Origin of the sequence: Stenotrophomonas sp. CCNWLW162, assembly GCF_037203745.1 — a bacterium.
In the GTDB taxonomy this organism is placed as follows: Bacteria; Pseudomonadota; Gammaproteobacteria; order Xanthomonadales; family Xanthomonadaceae; genus Stenotrophomonas; species Stenotrophomonas maltophilia_AQ.
Map to the genome: position 1 here is coordinate 551,486 of NZ_JBBCBL010000003.1, position 17,850 is coordinate 569,335.

Here is a 17,850-nt window from a genome sequence, read left to right on the forward strand (position 1 = left end):
TTTCAGGCCGCGTCGAGCTGGTTTTCCGGGCGTGCGCACTCGAAGGCGTCCAGCGCTTGGCAGGCGGCCTCGATGCGGCGCAGAGTCGGGTACGGCGCCAGGTCCAGGCCGAAGCGGTGCGCGTTGTACAGCTGCGGCAGCAGGCAGATGTCGGCCAGGCCTGGGCGGTCGCCGTGGCAGAAGGTGCCGGTGTCGCGGCTGTTGGCCAGCATTGCCTCCATCGCCGTAAAGCCTTCGGCGATCCAGTGCAGGGTCCATTGCGTGCGGGCGTCGGCCGGCACCTGCAGGCTGCGCTCCAGGTACTGCATCACCCGCAGGTTGTTGATCGGGTGGATGTCGCAGGCCACCAGCTGGGCCAGCGCACGCACCCGCGCACGACCGGCAGCATCAGCTGGCAACAGCGGCACCTGCGGAAAGCGCTCATCCAGGTACTCCAGGATCGCCAGCGACTGGGTCAGCGCATGCCCTTCATGCAGCAGGGTCGGCACCAGCTGCTGCGGATTGAGCGCGCGATAGGCGTCGAGATGCTGCTCGCCGCCTTCGCGCACCAGGTGCACCGGCCGGGCCTCCCAGGCCAGGCCCTTCAGCTCCAGGCCGATACGCACGCGGTAGGCGGCGCTGGATCGCCAGTAGGTGTACAGCACGATGCCGTCGTCGACCGGGATCTCCATCGCCGCCTCCATGCTCAGGGCTTGGCCGCCTGTTCGATGCGCTGCTCGATCGCACCGAAGATGCTGTTGCCGGCGGCATCGAGCATCTCGATGCGGACCACATCACCGAAGGACATGAACGGCGTGCTCGGCTTGCCGTCGCGCAGGGTTTCGACCACGCGCTGTTCGGCGAAGCAGGAGGCACCCTTGCTGGTGTCTTCGTTGGCGATGGTGCCCGAGCCAACGATGGTGCCGGCGCTGAGCGGACGGGTCTTGGCCGCATGCGCGACCAGCTGGGCGAAGTTGAACTGCATGTCCACGCCCGCTTCCGGCGCACCGAACCACTGGCCGTTGATGTGGGTCAGCAGCGGCAGGTGCACCTTGCTGTCCTGCCAGGCGGCGCCCAGCTCATCGGGGGTGACGAACACCGGCGACAGCGCCGAACGCGGCTTGGACTGCAGGAAGCCGAAGCCCTTGGCCAGCTCACCCGGAATCAGGTTGCGCAGCGAGACGTCATTGACCAGGCCGACCAGCTGGATATGGCCCGCAGCCTGTTCCGGGGTGGCCGCCATCGGCACGTCGTCGGTGATCACCACGATCTCGGCTTCCAGGTCGATGCCGTAGTCCTCGCTGACCACTTTGACCGCATCGCGCGGGCCATGGAAGCCGGCGCTGGTGGCCTGGTACATCAGCGGATCGGTGTAGAAGCTCTCCGGCACCTCGGCACCACGCGCGCGGCGGACGCGCTCGACGTGCGGCAGGTAGGCGCTGCCATCGACGAACTCATAGGCGCGCGGCATCGGCGCGGCCAGTGCCTGCGGGTCAAGGTCGAACACGCCATCGGCGTCGCCGGCGTTGAGCGATTCGTACAGCGCGTTAAGGCGCGGCGCGATGTGGCTCCAGTCTTCCAGGGCCTGCTGCAGGGTGACGGCAATGCCGGTGGCGCGCACGCCGTGGCGCAGGTCACGCGAGACGACGATCAGGGTGCCGTCACGGCCGCCTTCCTTCAAAGAACCAAGCTTCATGGGTGGGTGTCCGGAGTCATGGGCAAACAAGTTTCAAGTGTAATCAAATATGCGGCGACGCCAAGCTGCAGCGCCGCATCGGCCCACCCTACCGTAGTGAGGGGTTCGGCAGGGCTTGCAGCCCTGCACCTGCTTCAAGCCAAGGCAACGTCAACAGCAACAGCCGGCTCTGGGTTGTCTGTGAGTTGGGCGGGAGGGTGTGGGTGGGCAGGACACGCCGTAAACCCGTCCTTGGGGGCTCGATGGCGCCATCCATGGCGCCAACGGTCCTGCCCACCCACACCGTCCCACCCCCGCCAATTTCCCGATGACGGATCGAACATCCACATCGTTCGTCGTCGAAATCCGTCAGATATCGATATTGATCGAGTGAGATTCGACAGATCGCGGAAAACTGTCGAAGGTGGGGTGGGTCCGGTTGAGGGGGTGTGAGCGGCATGGATGCCGCGACCAAGCCCCCATGGATGGGTTTACGGCGTCCCCCTCAACCGGCCCCACCCCGCCTACCCACAGGAACCCGGCTTTTGACGTTGCTCTGGCCTTGGCTCCGGCCTCTGCGGGTGCAGGGCGCAGCCCTGCAGACAGAACCACTACCTGAACAGGCCGTTTTGCGCGGGGTCTCAACCATCGGTTAGACTATGCGGGTCTGCAGCGGCCGTCCGTTTCCCTCCGGGATCGCCGGCGACCTGGGTCCGCCCACTTCGCCCGCCCCCACTCCGACGCCGTTCGTCACGCATTCCAGCCTGCGCTCCGTGCCGGCTGCACCCAATTCTCGCAGCGCGGTTCACGGGAACGCTCCGAGTCAGCCGATCAGTTTGATCTGCCCCCGTCTGTCCGTTCGGACAGGCGTTTCTTGTACTTGGAGCAATCTCAATGTCTTTTGAATCACTGGGCCTTGCGCCCTTCCTGCTGCGTGCGCTCGCCGAGCAGGGCTACGAAACCCCGACCCCGATCCAGCAGCAGGCGATCCCGCTGGTGCTGGCCGGCCGCGACCTGCTGGCCGGCGCACAGACCGGTACCGGCAAGACCGCCGCCTTTGGCCTGCCGCTGCTGCAGCACCTCGGCACCGCTTCGCAGGAAGTGCGCACCGGCCCGCGCAAGCCGCGTGCCCTGATCCTGGCCCCGACCCGCGAGCTGGCCACCCAGGTGCATGACAGCCTGCGCGGTTACAGCAAGTACCTGCGCATTCCCAGCGCCTGCATCTACGGCGGCGTCGGCATGGGCAACCAGCTGGACATCCTGCGCCGTGGCGTGGACCTGCTGGTGGCGTGCCCGGGCCGCCTGATCGACCACCTGGAGCGTCGCAGCATCGACCTGTCCGGCATTGAACTGCTGGTACTGGACGAAGCCGACCGCATGCTGGACATGGGCTTCCTGCCCTCGATCAAGCGCATCCTGGCCAAGCTGCCCAAGCAGAACCGCCAGACCCTGCTGTTCTCGGCCACCTTCGAGGACAACATCCGCCAGCTGGCGCTGGAATTCATGCGCAACCCGGAGCAGATCCAGGTCACGCCGAAGAACACCGTCGCTGAAACCATCACCCATCGCGTGCACCCGGTCGATGGCGGCCGCAAGCGCGACCTGCTGCTGCACCTGCTGGCGCAGGACAGCCGCGAGCAGACCCTGGTGTTTGCCCGCACCAAGCACGGCAGCGACAAGCTGGCCGCGTTCCTGGAAAAGTCCGGCATCAAGACCGCGGCGATCCACGGCAACAAGAGCCAGGGCCAGCGCCTGCGTGCACTGGGCGATTTCAAGGCCGGCCGGGTGACCGTGCTGGTGGCTACCGATATCGCTGCGCGCGGTATCGACATCAACGAGCTGCCGAAGGTGATCAACTTCGATCTGCCGATGGTGGCCGAAGACTACGTGCATCGCATCGGCCGTACCGGCCGCAACGGCGCCACCGGCCAGGCAATCTCGCTGGTCGCGCAGGATGAAGTGAAGCTGCTGCGTGCGATCACCCGCCTGCTCGGCCGCGACATGGATATCCGCGATGTGCCGGGCTTCGAGCTGCAGGTGCCGATCCGCTGGGGCAACAGTGCACCGGGCAAGGCCGAGCACGAAACCGGTGAGCGCGCACCGCGCAAGAACCACGCGCGCCGTCCGCACGGCGATGCACCGCGTCACGCGCATGCCGGCCCGAAGAAGGCTGGCGGTGGTCGTCGTGAGGGCGGTGGCAATGGCCAGCAGCGTGCCGGTGCAGGCGCCGGTCAGGGCCAGCGTCGTGGCGGTGCTGGCAATGGTGGTGGCCGTGGCCGCGGCCAGGGCGGCGGCGGCGGTCGCGCCGGCTGATCCCAGCTGACAGGGATGGCGTCTCCCGCTGCGCGGGGGGCTATCGAGGGACGGCGCTGACGCGCCGTCCCTTTTTTGTTGCCAGCTACCGTGAGTAGAGCCGGCGGTGTATTGCGCTGAGGGCGGATGGGCGTGGGGCCAGCGCAAAACACGCCGTAAACCCATCCATGGGGGCTCGGTCGGCGCATCCATGCGCCTCACGGTTTTTGCGCTGGCCCCACGCCCATCCGCTTCAAGCATTACCTGCGCCTTCTTCTCCCTCCGGGTAGCCGTGGGAAGAAAGATCAAATTCAAATTCAAATTCAAAGGCAAAAGCCGAAGTCGCAATTCCTGGCTTTGCTTTTGCCCTTGCTCCCGCCTTGCGGTTCGATGCGTCCGCGCCCGCAGGAAACTGTCGAGGGGAGGCCGGGCGGGCTGCGCAGGACCGTGAGGCGCATGGATGCGCCGATCGAGCTTACATGGACGTATTTACAGCGTGTCCTGCGCAGCCCGCCCGGCCTCCTCATACACGCATCAATCAAGGCGCCAACAAGGCGCCAACAAGGCGCCAAACGCCTCAACCCCGCGCTTTACTCGGATTCACCAGATTCCCGAAGAAGATCGCGTTGATCAACAGCCGATCGGTCCCGTGCCAGTACTTGCGGTGCGCCGGATCATCCGCAAACAACACCACGTTGCCCTGCCCCTGCGCCGAGACCAGCAGCCACGCGCTGCCGGCCACGCGGCTGCGGTTGCGCTCGGACAGATAGCCGTTCACCCGCGGCGTGTCATCGATGCGCACCACCGTGGAGAACGGGTTCGCGCTCGGCTGCAACGTCACCGTGTTCTCCTTGTTGATCGCCAGCTGCCGGCGCGGCACGCCGAAGGCCAGCGGATGGCTGGTGTCCACATCAGCGCTGAGGATGTTGCCGCTGACGCGCTCGATCGCAGCAATGTCACGCTGGTCGCCGAACGCGCGGCGGCTTTCGTCAGCAGCGTCTTCTTCCTTGCCGAGCTTCTCGCCGTCGGCCAGCTTCTGTTCGATCGCCCACTTCGAGGCACTACCGTAGGTCACCAGCGAACCACCGGCCTGTACCCAGCGCTTCAGGGCGGCCACCGCTGTGGCATCGACACCGGTGTACGTGCCGCCCGACAGCACGATGGTGGTGTAGCGGTCCAGCGGCACTTTGCCCAGCTGTTGCGGGTCCAGCTTGCTGGCCGGCAGGTGCAGCTGCTGATCGAGCAGGAACCAGGCCGAACCGATTTCGGTGGCGGCCACACCCTCGCCCATCACCAGCGCGACGGCGGGCTTGCGCAGCGCCTTGACACCGTCACTGCCGAGGTCGATGCCCTCGCGACTGCGGCCGCTCGCCAGCGAGTGAAGCTGCACACCGGCGTCGCGTGCGGCAGCGGTCACCGCCTCAAGCAACGCCGCATCCTGCAACCGTTGACCGGCGACCGGAATCACCAGGCTGCCAGCAGCGAAGTTGACCTCGCCCTGTGCGGTCGCTGTGGTGAACGACTGGAACGCCGCACGCGCGCTCAATCCCTTGGCCTGCAGCGCGGCCAGCGCGCGCCCGGCATTGTAGTCACGCCAGTCGATGGCATAGGCGAACCCGGCCTGGCCACCCAGCACCGCGCCCTGCTCCGCCGGCACCGCACTTACGCGCGCGCCGCCTTCGATACGACTGCGGCTGCCGGCGAAGGCCACGCCATACGCCGGTGCGATCGCATAGCTGGTGCTGCCGTAGAACACATCGCCCTTGATCGGCGGTGTCTCGGCAAAAATCGAATGCACCAGGCGGAACTGCGCCTGCTGTACCGGCACCACGTAGGCGCTGCCCGCTTCGAAGTGTTGCCCATCGACACTGACTGCACGATCCAGCGCGCGCACCTCGATGCGATGCAGCAGCAACAGTTCCAGCAGGCGCCGGGTCAATGCAGGGTCATGCGCATCACCGAACACGAAGCTCTTCACCGGCTGCTGCGCGGCCTGCTTCAGCGCGCTCTGGAAGAACTGCTTCTGCAGGTCGAACAGCCCGCTGCGCTCGCTCACCGCGCCGCGCACTGTACCCAGACCGGTAGCGACCTGATTGCGGATGGTGAACGGGAAGGTCAACAGGCCGTTCACTGATTCCTGCACGCGGCCGCGCGAACTGGCCTGTTCAACGGTGACGCCCACTGCACCATGGAAGTCCGGATAGGTTGAGCCGTAGACCGGCGAGAAGTTGTCGAAATTCTCGCCGGTGTAGTACAGCGACCCCAACGCATCCAACGCCTGCGCGTGGTACTTGGCCAGGGTCTTGTTGAACTCGTACGAAGCCGGCGGAATCAGCGGGCTGTGCATGCTCTTCGGCGAGGGCTCGAAGTAGTAGGTACTGTCCTTGCCCATCTCGTGGAAGTCGATCTGCACGTTCGGGTACCACTGGTGGAACACCTCCACCTTCGGCCGCGAATCCTGCTGGGTCAGGGCAAGCCAGTCTCGGTTGAGATCGGTGAAGTAGTGGTTGGTGCGGCCCTGCGGGAACGGCTCGACGTGCTCCTTGTCGGCCGGGTCGGCCGAGGCTGGATCGGAGGCCCACGCGTTGTGCCAGTTGGCCGCACGATCACGGCCATCCGGGTTCTGCGCCGGGTCGAACAGCACCACCGCCTGCTGCAGCCACTGCTGGGTTTCGGCACTACGACTGGCCACAAGGTAGTAGGCGGTCAACATCGCCGCCTCGGCACTGGAGGTCTCGTTGCCATGCACGCTGTAGCCCAGCCACACCACCACCGGGCTGTCACCGGCGGCGCTGCGCGGCTGCGCCGGATCGGCCAGGGTCGCGTGCTGCTGGCGGATCTGTTCCAGCCGCGCATGATTGCCTGCAGCGGTGACGGTGGCGATCAGCAGCGGGCGACCTTCATAGCTGCGGCCGATCTCGCGCACGCTGATCTTGTCCGAGCGTTTCGCCAGTTCCTGGAAGTACGCCACCAGCTGGTCGTGCCGGGTGTAACGGCTGCCGATCGGGTAGCCGAGAAACTGCTCGGGCGTGGGCACCGATGCATCGAACGCCGCTGCGTCGCTGACCTGCGGGAAGAAGTAGGCGCTCTGCGCCTGCGCCGGCTGCGGCGAGGACAGTGCGGTGGCGGCGGCAAGCAGCAACGGAAGAACGGCATGGCGATGCAAGGACACGGTGACTCCCCTGGAACACAACGGCAGACGATCGCGCGGCCGGTCCCTTCAGGTGACCGGCCGCGGCAGATGGATCAGAAGCGATAGTCGAAGCCCAGCGTGAAGTAGCGGCCACGCAGGTCGTACTGACTGAAGTCGTACGGCGCGCGGATGCCCGGGAACGAGGCGTCGTACGGCGGCGTCTTGTCGGCCAGGTTCTGCACCTTGACGTACACGGTCAGCTTGTCGATGCCGGTGTAGGCCAGGTACAGGTCGTACTGGCTGTAGCTGCCGACCTGCTGCTGCACGGCCTTGGCGGCGGTGCTGGCTTCCTGGCGATAGCTGCTGGTGTAGTACCAGGTCACCGCCGCGTTGAAGTCGCCGTACTTCCAGTCCAACGTGGTGGTCGCCTTGTCCTTGGGCAGGGTCGCGCCCAGGTTGCTGCCCGCATAGTCCACCAGCGGGCCACCGACCACGGTCGGGCGACGGTAATCGCGCACATGGGTATAGGCCGAAGACACGGTGAAGTCACCGAACGCAGCGGTCGGGATCCGCTGGCGCAGTTCGACATCGATGCCCGAAGTCTTCAACTCGCTAAGGTTCTGGTAGCGGTTGTAGACCGCCTGCAGCTTGCCGCGCTCGTCGCGCTGCACCGCACCGGCGACATTGTCGTTGACCAGGGTCTGGGTGTTGTTGGTACCGACCAGGTTGTCCAGCTGGATGCGGTAGTAGTCCACGCTCAGGTTGGTATTGGCCCACGGCGACAGCACCACGCCGAAGTTCAGGCTCTTGGTCCGCTCCGGCTTCAATTCGTTGTTGCCAACGGTGAAGAAGGTCGGGTTCTGCCGCGAGCCAGGCACGTCCGGATCACGCGGATCGACCACGCTGCCGTAGGCGATGCTGGTGCTGTTGGAGTTCTCCGACAGCGATGGCGCACGGAAGCCCTTCGACGCCGAGGCACGCACCAGCAGGAAGTCCAACGGCTGCCAACGCAGCCCGATCTTCGGCGAGAACGCATCGCCGAAATCATCGTAGTGATCGGCGCGCGCGGCGGCGGACAGCTCCAGCGTCGAGGCCAGCGGCACGTTCACTTCGGCGTAGGCCGCACTGACCTGGCGTTTGCCGTGCACTTCGGCAATGGCCGGGCGCACCTGCAGGCCGGCATCGATCTGCCACGGGTTGTTGGAGTCGAGCTTCTCGCGGCGCCACTCGGCACCGGCAGCGAAACCGATCTCGCCGGCCCAGGTATGGCCGAGGCTGCCGGAGATCTTCGCGTCGATGCCCTGCAACTTGGACTCGGCCGGACGCAGCGTGGCGATGTTGATCGAGTCACGCACCGACTGCGGCGTGGCGGCCGGATTCAGCAGGTTGTAACTGCCGGTGGCCAGCGCATCGGCCAGCGCCCAGCGGTTGGCGAAGCCGCCGGAGACGGTTTCGCGCTCGCTGCTGCGCGCGCCGAACGCCGCCACTTCCCAGTCCCACTTCGCGGTGGTGCCACGCAGGCCGAACACGCCGCGGTAGGCGGTGGAGCGGTTGGTCTTGAGGGTGCCGCCGAGGTCGAAGAAGGTGTATTCGATCGGGATCGCACGGCCGTACGGGTTGTACGGATTGTTGGCCGGCAGCAGCGACGACACCGGCTCGGCCAGGCCACTGTCCGCGTTCAGTGCGAAGCGGCCACTCTCCAGCGTGAAGAACGGGCTGCTGCCGAACCACGCAGTGCTCTTGATCTGGCTGTACAGCACTTCGCCGAAGGCTTCGACGTTGTCGTTCAGGCGGAAGGTACCGTTGGCATAGGCCTGGTAGCGCTTGGTCGAAGGGATCAGCGTGGTGAACGGCGCTTGGTTGAAACCGCAGGTATCACCGGCCAGGCCGTCGATCGGCGCGCTGGCAACGCGGGTGGTGCCGGTGGGGCAGTTGCCGTTGGCATCGAGCATCGGCACGGAGGTGCCATTGACCAGATAGCGTGCGCCCTTGGCCGACCAGCCGTTCCAGCGGCCGCCGGGCTTGTCGGTGTAGATGCCGCTCTTGGTCAGGTTGCGCTCGTCCTGGTCCAGTCGCTCGCGGTTGTAGCCCTGCAGGCTGAAGAGGATGTTGTAGCCGTCCTTGTCGATGTCGCCCAGGCCACCAACGAACTTCAGGTTCTGCTCGTGCAGGCCGCCCTGGTCGGCGCCGCCGAAGCTGCCACCGATCTCGGCGCCTTCGAAGTTCTGCCGGGTGATGATGTTGACCACGCCGGCCACGGCGTCGGAGCCGTACACCGCCGAGGCACCGTCCTTGAGCACTTCGATGCGCTCGACTGCGACCAGCGGCAGCGCGTTGAGATCGACGAAGGTGTCGGACAGGCCGCCAGCGGGGAAGCCATAGTTGGCCAGGCGGCGGCCGTTGAGCAGCACCAGCGTGTTCTTCTGCGAAAGACCGCGCAGGCCGATGCCGGCCGAGCCGGAGGCCCAGCCGTTGTTGGTGGTTTCGTTGCTGGCGTTGCCGGTATTGGCCGAGATCGAACGCAGCACGTCGGCCACGGTGGCCTTGCCGGTCTGTTCCAGCTGCTGGCGGCCGATCACCTGCACCGGGTTGGAGGCCTCGGTATCGGTGCGCTTGATGTTGGAACCGGTGACGCGCACGGCGGCCAGGGTGCTGGCTTCGCCACTGGCGGCGGCGGAGGTTTCGGCGGCGGCGGACAAAGGCGCGGCCAGAGCGACGGCCAGGGCCGCCACGAGCAGGGTGTGCTTGGGCATGACGATGTGGGGGAGGTGGTAAGGGCGACGAAGTTCCGCAGTAATCCATGCGTGGCCGGGGGGCGGCCAATAACATCTCTTCATACGGATATAAGAGAAACTATCATCTCTTCATCCGGATGGAAAGAATTTCTTCACCGGGACCCAACATCCGCTCAGGCTCGCTGCCCGCGTGCGGCGTACAATCGCGCCATGGAAATCTTCAAAGTCTTCATGCTCGAGGCGGCGCACCGCCTCCCCAACGTGCCGCCGGGGCACAAGTGCGCGCGCCTGCATGGCCACTCGTTCCGGGTGGAACTGAAGGTCGAGGGCGAGCCCGGCGCGCAGACGGGCTGGATCATGGATTTCGGCGACGTGAAGGCGGCCTTCCAGCCGATCTACGACCGCCTGGACCATCACTACCTCAATGACATCCCCGGCCTTGAGAACCCGACCAGCGAGAACCTGGCGGTGTGGATCTGGAACGAACTCAAGCCCAGCCTGCCGGCGCTGAGCGAGATCACCGTGCACGAAACCTGCACCTCCGGCTGCCGCTACCGCGGCCCGACGACCTGATCAACCCATTGATCTGAAAGGTGTTTCAAAGGCGCCTTGGGCGCCTTTGTTATTTTTGTTGCATTGCCGCATCAACGGCGTATGCTGCATTGCATCAAGCCACTCCCTGATGCCCCCATGGCCTCCGCCTTCAGCGATCGCTTCAGTGATGCAACCCGCCAGCTCGCCGCCGCGGCAACGCGCGCGAACCGGTTGGCGTTGGAGAACGCGGAAAGCATGTTCGGGGTGCAGCTGAAGGCAATGGAACGCAACCTGACCGCGACCGGCGGCTGGCTCGGCGAGCTGGCCCGCAGTGACGACGCGGCCGGGGTGCTCAACAAGGGCGCACAGCTGTGGCAGGACAACCTGCAGCGGCTGGGCCAGGCCCAGCAGGACGTGGTCGGCCTCGGCCTCCAGGCCGGCAAGGCCTGGTCCGAACTGGTGCAGGGCTACAACCAATCAACGGCGGACGCGAACGGCAACAGCCACTGACGCGACGCAACGCTCATTGCATGGGTCCCTCCCCCCATGCAATCCGGACCCGGCAGATCCCTCCCTCTGCCGGGTCTTTTTTTGCCTGGCGTCTGAGTTACGAAGCGCGCCTTCGTCCGGATTCGCCGCGAACTGATGGGCCCCGCCGGGGTGGGCAGGGGCTCGGGCAAAGTCCCCCGGCGCCGGCCGTTGGCCGTCACCTCCTCCTTTACTTTGCCCAGACCCCTCCCCGCCCCGACGAGGCTCGGCTTGCGATGAGTAAAGCGCAGCGCTCGCGGCAGCCTTTCAATGAGGCGCCGACGAACTCCGAACGCAGGGCGGAGGCCCTTGCGTACGAAGTAAAGGGGGAGGTGACGGCCAACGGCCGGCGCCGGAGGACATTCGTACGCATGGGCATCCGCGCCGCGCCATGCAGATTGAACCCGCCGCTCGCGATGCAGGAACGGCTCAGCGCCCGCGGCCACCGTGCCAGTGCTGGTGCCACGCCTGGAACATCAGCACGTTCCACAGGTGCGTGTGCCACTTGCGCTCACCCCGCAGGAAGGCCTCCCAGATGCCGCGCACGCGTACTGCATCGAAGCAGCCCTGATTGCGCAGCAGCTGCGGGTCCAGCAGCGCCTCGGCCCAGTCGCGCAACGGACCGGCCAGCCAGCGTGCCATCGGAGGGCCGAAACCGCGCTTGGGGCGGTACACCAGCGGTTCCGGCAGGTAACGCGCCAGCAGGTGTTTGAGGATCCGCTTGTGCTCACCGTCGTGGTATTTCAAATGCTGCGGCAGTCGCCAGGCCAGGCGCACCACCTCCATGTCCAGCAGCGGCGCACGTGTCTCCACGCCGGCCGCCATGCCGGCACGGTCGACCTTGGCGAGGATGCCCTCGGCCAGGTCCATGCGGAAATCCAGCAGCTGGATGCGCGCTTCAGCCGGCAGCGCGGTGTCCTGCTGCTGGAAGATCGTCATTGGTTCGCGCGCGCCCAGCACCACCTGTGCCGGCTGCCGCCAGCGGGTGACGCGCTGCAGGTAATGACCTTCCACGTCATTGGCGGCAACCTCGGCCACCAGCGCGCGCCAGCCACCGAGGCGCCCACGTTCGACGTTCATGCGGTTGCCGCTGCGCCGCGCCAGGTCACGCACCCAGTCCGGCAGGCCACCGCAAAGGCGTGCGTTACGCAGTGCGCGGCCATAGCTGGGATGGCCGAAGAACAGCTCATCGCCACCGTCGCCGGTCAGCGCCACCGGCTTGCGCGCGCCCAGCAGCTCGCTGGCCAACAGGGTCGGCAGCTGCGAGGCGTCGGCAAATGGCTCACACCAGACCTGAGGCAGCCGCTGCAGCAGGTCCAAACCCTGCCGCGCGTCCATCCGGTGCAGGTGATGCTGCACGCCCAGGTGACGCGCGACCTGCGAGGCCCAGTCGCTCTCATCGTGGCCCGGATCGTCGAAGCCCACCGTCCATGCCTCGATCGGCAGCGTCGACTGCGCCTGCATCATTGCCGTCACCAGTGAGGAGTCGGTGCCGCCGGACAGGAACGCGCCGCAGGCCAGCGGCGAATGCATGCGTGAAGCAATGGCCTTCTGCAGTACTGCTTCGAGCTGGTCGGTGGCCTGTTCCAGGCTGGGTGCGGGGTACAAGGGTTCCTGCAGGGCGCTGTGCATCGCATCGCGTGCGCACCAGTAGCGCGAACCACCCTGCGCGGCCTGGCTGGATCCACCGGCGGCGTGGTCGTTCAGGTCGATACGCAGCATCGCGCCGGCCACCAGCTTATGGATGCCGCGGTAGATGGTGTGCGGCGCCGGGACATAGTCGTGGCGCAGCAGCAGGCTCAGCGCATCCTGGTCGATGCTCGGCGCGAAACCGGCGAACGCCTGCAGCGCCTTCAGTTCGGAGGCGAACAGGAACTGGCCCTGGTACCAACCGTAGTACAGCGGCCGCTCGCCTACCGGGTCACGTGCCAGCCACAGCACGCGCGACTCGCGGTCCCACACACTGAAACCGAACGCGCCCTCGATACGCGACAGCGCCCGCTCCACGCCCCACTCGACAATTGCCTGCAGCAGCAGCCGTGCATCGCTGCAGCTGCGCGGCAGATCGCGCAGCTGCGACTGCAGGTCAGCCCGGTTGTACAGGCGACCGTCCAGGCACAGCACGTAACGGCCACAGTCCGAACTCAGCGGCTGCAGCGGGGTGTCGGTCGGCGCCCGGCAGTGGCCCAGCGCCAGGCCAGCCTCGGCATCGGTCCAGTAACCAATGCGGCCACGGCCACGTTGCTGCAGGGCGCGAAGCATCGGCGCCAGCTGCTGCAGCAGGTGCTCGTCCTCGGCCGGCGGCAGCCAGGCGCCGACCACGCCGCTCATCGGATACCCCCGCAATGGCGGCGGCGGGACAGGTTCGGCAGGGAGAAGGCAGCGGGCGACATGAGGACGGCACGCGGAACGGAGGAGACTCCATGCTCGGCCCGGCCCCTGCCCCGCGTCAGTCGCTTTGCTGTCAGCGATGGTCACCGGACGTATCACAAAGGTAACGTTTTGTAACGGCAACAAGCTATGCTGGACGCCAAGTTGTTGCCAGGCCTGAGGCCCGGCCCGCGCGCCAGCAACCCCGGCTGAATGGCGCCCGCCCCCAGGACCCGGGCGGCCCGATGGCTGGGATAGCATCGCCGCGCTCGTGCCGTGGCGGTACGTACGCCCCACGGAGGCCTTGAAAATGCTGGATATCGTACTGGTCGAAGACGATGCCCGCCTCGGTACGATGGTCAGCGACTATCTGCAGCGGCATGGCTACCAGGTCGCCCACGAGCGCAGTGGCGAACGCGCGGTGGCCCGGATCCTGGCCGAAAAGCCCGCCCTGGTCCTGCTGGATGTCGGCCTGCCCGACCAGGATGGTTTCGAAGTGTGTCGGCAGATCAGGCCCCACTATGACGGCATCATCTGCGTGCTGACCGCGCGTACCGACAACATCGACCAGGTGCTCGGGCTGGAACTGGGCGCCGATGACTACATCGGCAAACCGATTGAACCCCGGGTGCTGCTGGCGCGCCTGCGTGCCCATCTGCGCCGCCACCGCCGGGTCGAGCCGCGTGACGGCAGCCTGCGCTTCGGCGAGCTGAACATCGACCCGTCCACCCGTAACGTGCACCTGCAGGGCAGCCTGCTGGAGCTGACCACCGCCGAGTTCGACCTGCTGTTCCTGCTGGCCAGCAACGCCGGGCAGATCCTCGACCGCGATGCGCTGCTGCGCGGCCTGCGTGGCATCGCCTTTGACGGCCTGGACCGTTCGATCGATGCGCGCATTTCGCGCCTGCGCCGCAAACTGGGCGACAACCCGGAACAGCCGGAACGGATCAAGACCGTCCGCGGCCGCGGCTACCTGTTCAGCCGCTCGGCATGGGGATGAAGCGCACGCCCTCGGCGATGCGCGGCCACGCCTTCCACTTCCTGCGCTATGGCATCGGCTTCCTGGTCGCCCACCTGCTGCTGATCGTGCTCGGCCTGTGGGCCTGGGACGCCCTGCTGGAAGACCGCACCGAGGCCGGCCTGCAGGCCGAGATGCGCGGTACCCACTCGCTGCTGCAGCACCGTTTCGCCGAGACACCGCGCGACCAGTGGCCCGCGCTGGCGCGTGAACTCGACGCTGATTTCGCCTATGCGCTGCGCATGCTGCCACTGGCCGAGGCAGTGAAGGAACTGCCAGCCAGCCAGCGTCCCGCCTTCAACAACGGCCGCGTGCAGATCGACCTGGAACACATGCGCAGCCTGCAGCGGATCGGCGACAGCGACTATGCGGTGATGCTGGGACCGTTGGACGAAGCGCTACCCGATGAGGGATGGCAGGACAGCGAAGTGTCCGGCGTGGCGATCCTGCTGCTGATCCTGATGGTGGCCGTAGCCCTGCCGATGTACGTGATGGTCTACCGCCTGTGGCGCGATGTGTCGCAGCTGGCACAGGCCGCGCGGCAGATGCGCGACGGCCAGCTGGATACACGTGCGCCGCGTGCCGGTACCGCGCTGGTGCGGCCGCTGGCCAATGCCTTCAACCACATGGCCGAGCAGCTGCAGCAACTGCTGGAGAGCCAGCGCGTGCTGGCACAGGCGGTGGCGCATGAAGTGCGCACACCGTTGGCACGGATGCGCTTCGGCCTGGCCGATCTGGAGGACACCGCGCTCGACGAGATCCAGCGCGATGCGCTGGGTGGCCTGCGCACCGACGTTGACCGGCTGCAGCACCTTACCGATGCCGGTGTCGAGTACGCCGCGCTTGGCCGCTGCCATCAGCTGACCCGCCAGCGCCTGCAGCTGGCCGCGCTGGTGCGCGGCGTTGTGGCCCAGTTCGCACCGCTGCCGATGCCGGTGCAGCAGGTGCTCTCACCTACCGGCCTGGTCAACGTCAACCGGCACATGCTGGAACTCGCGTTGCGCAACCTGCTCGGCAATGCCTTGCGTTATGCGCGGCGGCAGATCCGCATCGCCAGCACGGTCAACGACGGCTGGCTGTGCCTGCAGGTGGAGGACGACGGCCCGGGCATTGCGCCCGAACTGCGCGGCCAGGTGCTGCAGCCGTATGTGCGGCTGGATCCGGGCAGCCCCGGTTTCGGTCTCGGCCTGGCACTGGTGCAGGTGGTGGCCGACAAGCATGGCGGCCACGTCGAGGTAACCGATTCAGAGCTGGGCGGTGCCTGTATCCGCCTGCACCTGCCGTTGGAAACCGGCGGCATCGTAGAGTGCGAAGCGGCCTGCTAGGCCGCTGGTTCCGCACGCGGCAAGGCAAACACGAACAGCGCGCCACGCTCACTGTCGCGCAGTTCGATGCGGCGGCCATGCAGCTGCACGATCCGCTGCACGATCAGCAGGCCAAGCCCACCGTTCTCGCCACGCCGTGCGCCCAGCGCGGCCGGCGCCTGGAACAACTGCGCTCGCAGCGCCGCTGCCACGCCGGGACCATCATCGGCCACGCTCACCTCGATGCTATCCGCGGTCGCACGCAGGCACACTTCGATCCGGCCACCTTCCGGTGCGTGCCGCAATGCATTGTCGAGCAGGTTGGTCAGCACCCGCTCGACCAGGCCCAGGTCGGCACGTACCAGCGGCAGGCCCGGCGGGAATTCCGCGTGCAGGCGCTGGTTGCGCGCCTGCGCGGCCAGCTCGAACTTCTGCAGTACATCCTGCAGCAGTTCCGGCAGCGCGAACACTTCCCACTCCAGGCGCACTTCGCCGTGCTCCAGCCGCGCCAGCTCGAACAGCGCGCGCGCCAGCCGACCAACCTTGGCGCTCTGTGCAAGCGCGATACCGAGGTACCGGCGGCGCTCGTCCGGCGACAGCGTGGCGTCCTTCAGCGCCAGCGTTTCCAGGTAGCCATGCAGCGACGACAACGGCGTACGCAGGTCGTGCGAGATGTTGGCGACCAGCTCGCGGCGCTGCAGGTCCTGCTGGCGCAGCTGCTGCCATTGTTCACCCAGCCGCTGCGCCATCTGCGCATGCGCATGTTCAAGGATCACCAGTTCGTCGCGCTCGCCTGGGCGCAGCGGCTCGGGTGGCGGCAAGGGTGTCGGCGCATCGATGTCGAAGGCCTGGATGCGCCGGGTAAGCCGCCGCAGCGGACGGGTCACCCAGTAGAACGCCACCAACCCGGCCAGCAGGCCGAGGCTGCCAACCAGCATCACCGACCACCAGGTGGTGTTCCACTGGCTGCCGGCCGCGAGGTCGTCGGCGAGCATCTGCCGGTGTTCGCCGACCAGCACCACGTACACGTAGCCGGCCTGGCGACCCTGGACGATCAACGGTGCGGCGCTGAACACCTTGCGGCCATCAGCGCTGCGCGGGTCATCGCCGAGGATCGGCAGCGGCGCACCGGCCAGCAGGCGGCGCAGCGGTGCCACGTCCACCTTGTTGCGCACCAGATGGCCGCTGGGCGCATCGTGGCCGAGAATGCGGCCCTGATCGTCCAGCAGGTACACCTCGACGCTGGGATTGACCGCCATCAGCTGGCCGAACAGCGCGCGTACCGCCGCATCGCGCATGCCACTGGTGTCCATCAGTTCGCTGCGCTGGGCGATGTGTTCGGCCAGGCCCAGCGACAACCGCTGCACCACCTCCTGTTCGTGACGGGTATTGGCACGCATCTGCAGCGCCAGCAGCGCCATGCAGCACATCAGCATCAGCGCGGCGATCACCGCTGCCAGCTTCTGCCACAGATTGGGCTTGATCATGCCGCCGCTCCGGCCGGGTCGACCAGCTTGTAGCCGCGGCCCCACACCGTCAGCAGCCGCCGCGGGTTGGCCGGGTCCGGCTCGATCTTGCTGCGCAGGCGGTTGATGTGGGTATTGACCGTATGCTCGTAACCATCGTGCTGGTAACCCCAGACCTGGTTGAGCAGTTCCATGCGCGCGAACACCTGGTCCGGGTGGCGTGCGAAGAACAGCAACAGGTCGAATTCGCGCGGGGTCAGTTCCAACGCGTTGCCATCCACCGAGGCGGTGCGCGCGACCGGATCCAGCTGCAGCCCACCCAGCTCGATCGCGCCAGCATCGATACGTGCGCTCTGCGCCATCGCCTCGGCGCGGCGCAACAGGGCGCGCACCCGTGCCACCAGTTCCGGCATCGAGAAGGGTTTTGCCAGATAGTCGTCCGCGCCCAGTTCCAGGCCGACAATGCGCTGGGTCTCGCTGCCGCGCGCGCTGATGATGATGATCGGCACGTAGCGCGCCATCGCGCGTGCACGCTGGCACACCTGCAGGCCGTCCACGCCTGGCAGCATCACATCCAGCACCAGCGCATCCCATGGGCCGTCCTGCTCGAGCAGGCGCAGGCCGGCGTCTCCGCTGGCAGCATGGGCGACGTCATAGCCTTCGTCAGCCAGGTGCATGCGCAGCAGGTCAGCGATGTGGGCATCGTCTTCGACGATCAGCACGCGTTTGGTCGACATCGGCAGCTCGGGGCCAGTGGGGAGGCTGCCCGCATTGTGGCGCGGGACGGCCGCCGATACCTCACGAAAAATTGAATCC

General features: G+C 66.8%; 12 protein-coding genes. 5 read left to right on the forward strand and 7 right to left on the reverse strand.

Going from position 1 to position 17,850, the window contains the following annotated elements; translation table 11 throughout:
* Window positions 1-2 precede the first annotated feature (2 nt).
* Together maiA and V9K93_RS11275 are read right to left on the reverse strand one after the other, a co-directional pair.
* The gene (maiA, locus tag V9K93_RS11270) at window positions 3-671 is read right to left on the reverse strand and encodes a maleylacetoacetate isomerase (RefSeq protein ID WP_136638628.1); all 669 of its coding nucleotides are present in this window, start codon (window positions 669-671) and stop codon (window positions 3-5) included.
* A gap of 14 nt (window positions 672-685) precedes the next feature.
* Complete coding sequence (locus V9K93_RS11275; RefSeq protein ID WP_046983207.1) at window positions 686-1,675, reverse strand: fumarylacetoacetate hydrolase family protein; 990 nt, start codon at window positions 1,673-1,675, stop codon at window positions 686-688.
* Window positions 1,676-2,548: 873 nt separating this feature from the next.
* Here V9K93_RS11275 and V9K93_RS11280 point away from each other — a divergent pair.
* Window positions 2,549-3,967, forward strand: coding sequence for a DEAD/DEAH box helicase (locus tag V9K93_RS11280; protein WP_337302562.1), 1,419 nt, complete (start codon window positions 2,549-2,551; stop codon window positions 3,965-3,967).
* Between the two features lie 556 nt (window positions 3,968-4,523).
* On the opposite strand, the gene V9K93_RS11285 is transcribed toward V9K93_RS11280, so the two are convergent.
* Complete coding sequence (locus V9K93_RS11285) at window positions 4,524-7,118, reverse strand: M14 family zinc carboxypeptidase (RefSeq protein ID WP_337302563.1); 2,595 nt, start codon at window positions 7,116-7,118, stop codon at window positions 4,524-4,526.
* Window positions 7,119-7,192: 74 nt separating this feature from the next.
* Window positions 7,193-9,832, reverse strand: coding sequence for a TonB-dependent receptor (locus V9K93_RS11290; RefSeq protein WP_337302564.1), 2,640 nt, complete (start codon window positions 9,830-9,832; stop codon window positions 7,193-7,195).
* A gap of 192 nt (window positions 9,833-10,024) precedes the next feature.
* Between V9K93_RS11290 and queD the strand changes: the two genes are divergently transcribed.
* Together queD and V9K93_RS11300 are read left to right on the forward strand one after the other, a co-directional pair.
* The gene (gene queD / locus V9K93_RS11295) at window positions 10,025-10,387 is read left to right on the forward strand and encodes a 6-carboxytetrahydropterin synthase QueD (RefSeq protein WP_046984141.1); all 363 of its coding nucleotides are present in this window, start codon (window positions 10,025-10,027) and stop codon (window positions 10,385-10,387) included.
* A 117-nt stretch (window positions 10,388-10,504) separates the two neighbouring features.
* Complete coding sequence (locus V9K93_RS11300) at window positions 10,505-10,858, forward strand: phasin family protein (RefSeq protein ID WP_046984142.1); 354 nt, start codon at window positions 10,505-10,507, stop codon at window positions 10,856-10,858.
* Between the two features lie 447 nt (window positions 10,859-11,305).
* Here V9K93_RS11300 and asnB read toward each other — a convergent pair whose 3' ends face one another.
* Window positions 11,306-13,207, reverse strand: a complete 1,902-nt coding sequence (gene asnB, locus V9K93_RS11305) for an asparagine synthase (glutamine-hydrolyzing) (protein WP_136639265.1) — start codon at window positions 13,205-13,207, stop codon at window positions 11,306-11,308.
* Between the two features lie 349 nt (window positions 13,208-13,556).
* Here asnB and V9K93_RS11310 point away from each other — a divergent pair, with 349 nt between their 5' ends.
* Together V9K93_RS11310 and V9K93_RS11315 are read left to right on the forward strand one after the other, a co-directional pair.
* Window positions 13,557-14,246, forward strand: a complete 690-nt coding sequence (locus tag V9K93_RS11310; RefSeq protein WP_004141029.1) for a winged helix-turn-helix domain-containing protein — start codon at window positions 13,557-13,559, stop codon at window positions 14,244-14,246.
* On the forward strand, window positions 14,243-15,589 hold the full coding sequence (locus tag V9K93_RS11315; RefSeq protein ID WP_046983053.1) for an ATP-binding protein: 1,347 nt from the start codon (window positions 14,243-14,245) through the stop codon (window positions 15,587-15,589). Before V9K93_RS11310 ends, V9K93_RS11315 begins: the two co-directional genes overlap by 4 nt.
* Here V9K93_RS11315 and V9K93_RS11320 read toward each other — a convergent pair.
* Together V9K93_RS11320 and V9K93_RS11325 are read right to left on the reverse strand one after the other, a co-directional pair.
* Window positions 15,586-17,055, reverse strand: a complete 1,470-nt coding sequence (locus V9K93_RS11320) for a sensor histidine kinase (protein ID WP_046983054.1) — start codon at window positions 17,053-17,055, stop codon at window positions 15,586-15,588. The two genes, V9K93_RS11315 and V9K93_RS11320, sit on opposite strands and share 4 nt — an antisense overlap.
* Complete coding sequence (locus tag V9K93_RS11325; protein WP_046983055.1) at window positions 17,052-17,771, reverse strand: response regulator transcription factor; 720 nt, start codon at window positions 17,769-17,771, stop codon at window positions 17,052-17,054. Before V9K93_RS11325 ends, V9K93_RS11320 begins: the two co-directional genes overlap by 4 nt.
* Window positions 17,772-17,850 lie beyond the last annotated feature (79 nt).

Excerpts from the sequence above, each read along its gene's own strand:
- V9K93_RS11275 (WP_046983207.1), bottom strand. The coding sequence starts at position 1,675 with ATGAAGCTTGGTTCTTTGAAGGAAGGCGGCCGTGACGGCACCCTGATC.
- V9K93_RS11300 (WP_046984142.1), top strand. The coding sequence starts at position 10,505 with ATGGCCTCCGCCTTCAGCGATCGCTTCAGTGATGCAACCCGCCAGCTC.
- maiA (WP_136638628.1), bottom strand. The coding sequence starts at position 671 with ATGGAGATCCCGGTCGACGACGGCATCGTGCTGTACACCTACTGGCGA.
- V9K93_RS11290 (WP_337302564.1), bottom strand. The coding sequence starts at position 9,832 with ATGCCCAAGCACACCCTGCTCGTGGCGGCCCTGGCCGTCGCTCTGGCC.
- V9K93_RS11280 (WP_337302562.1), top strand. The coding sequence starts at position 2,549 with ATGTCTTTTGAATCACTGGGCCTTGCGCCCTTCCTGCTGCGTGCGCTC.
- V9K93_RS11310 (WP_004141029.1), top strand. The coding sequence starts at position 13,557 with ATGCTGGATATCGTACTGGTCGAAGACGATGCCCGCCTCGGTACGATG.
- V9K93_RS11315 (WP_046983053.1), top strand. The coding sequence starts at position 14,243 with ATGAAGCGCACGCCCTCGGCGATGCGCGGCCACGCCTTCCACTTCCTG.
- V9K93_RS11325 (WP_046983055.1), bottom strand. The coding sequence starts at position 17,771 with ATGTCGACCAAACGCGTGCTGATCGTCGAAGACGATGCCCACATCGCT.
- asnB (WP_136639265.1), bottom strand. The coding sequence starts at position 13,207 with ATGAGCGGCGTGGTCGGCGCCTGGCTGCCGCCGGCCGAGGACGAGCAC.
- queD (WP_046984141.1), top strand. The coding sequence starts at position 10,025 with ATGGAAATCTTCAAAGTCTTCATGCTCGAGGCGGCGCACCGCCTCCCC.
- V9K93_RS11320 (WP_046983054.1), bottom strand. The coding sequence starts at position 17,055 with ATGATCAAGCCCAATCTGTGGCAGAAGCTGGCAGCGGTGATCGCCGCG.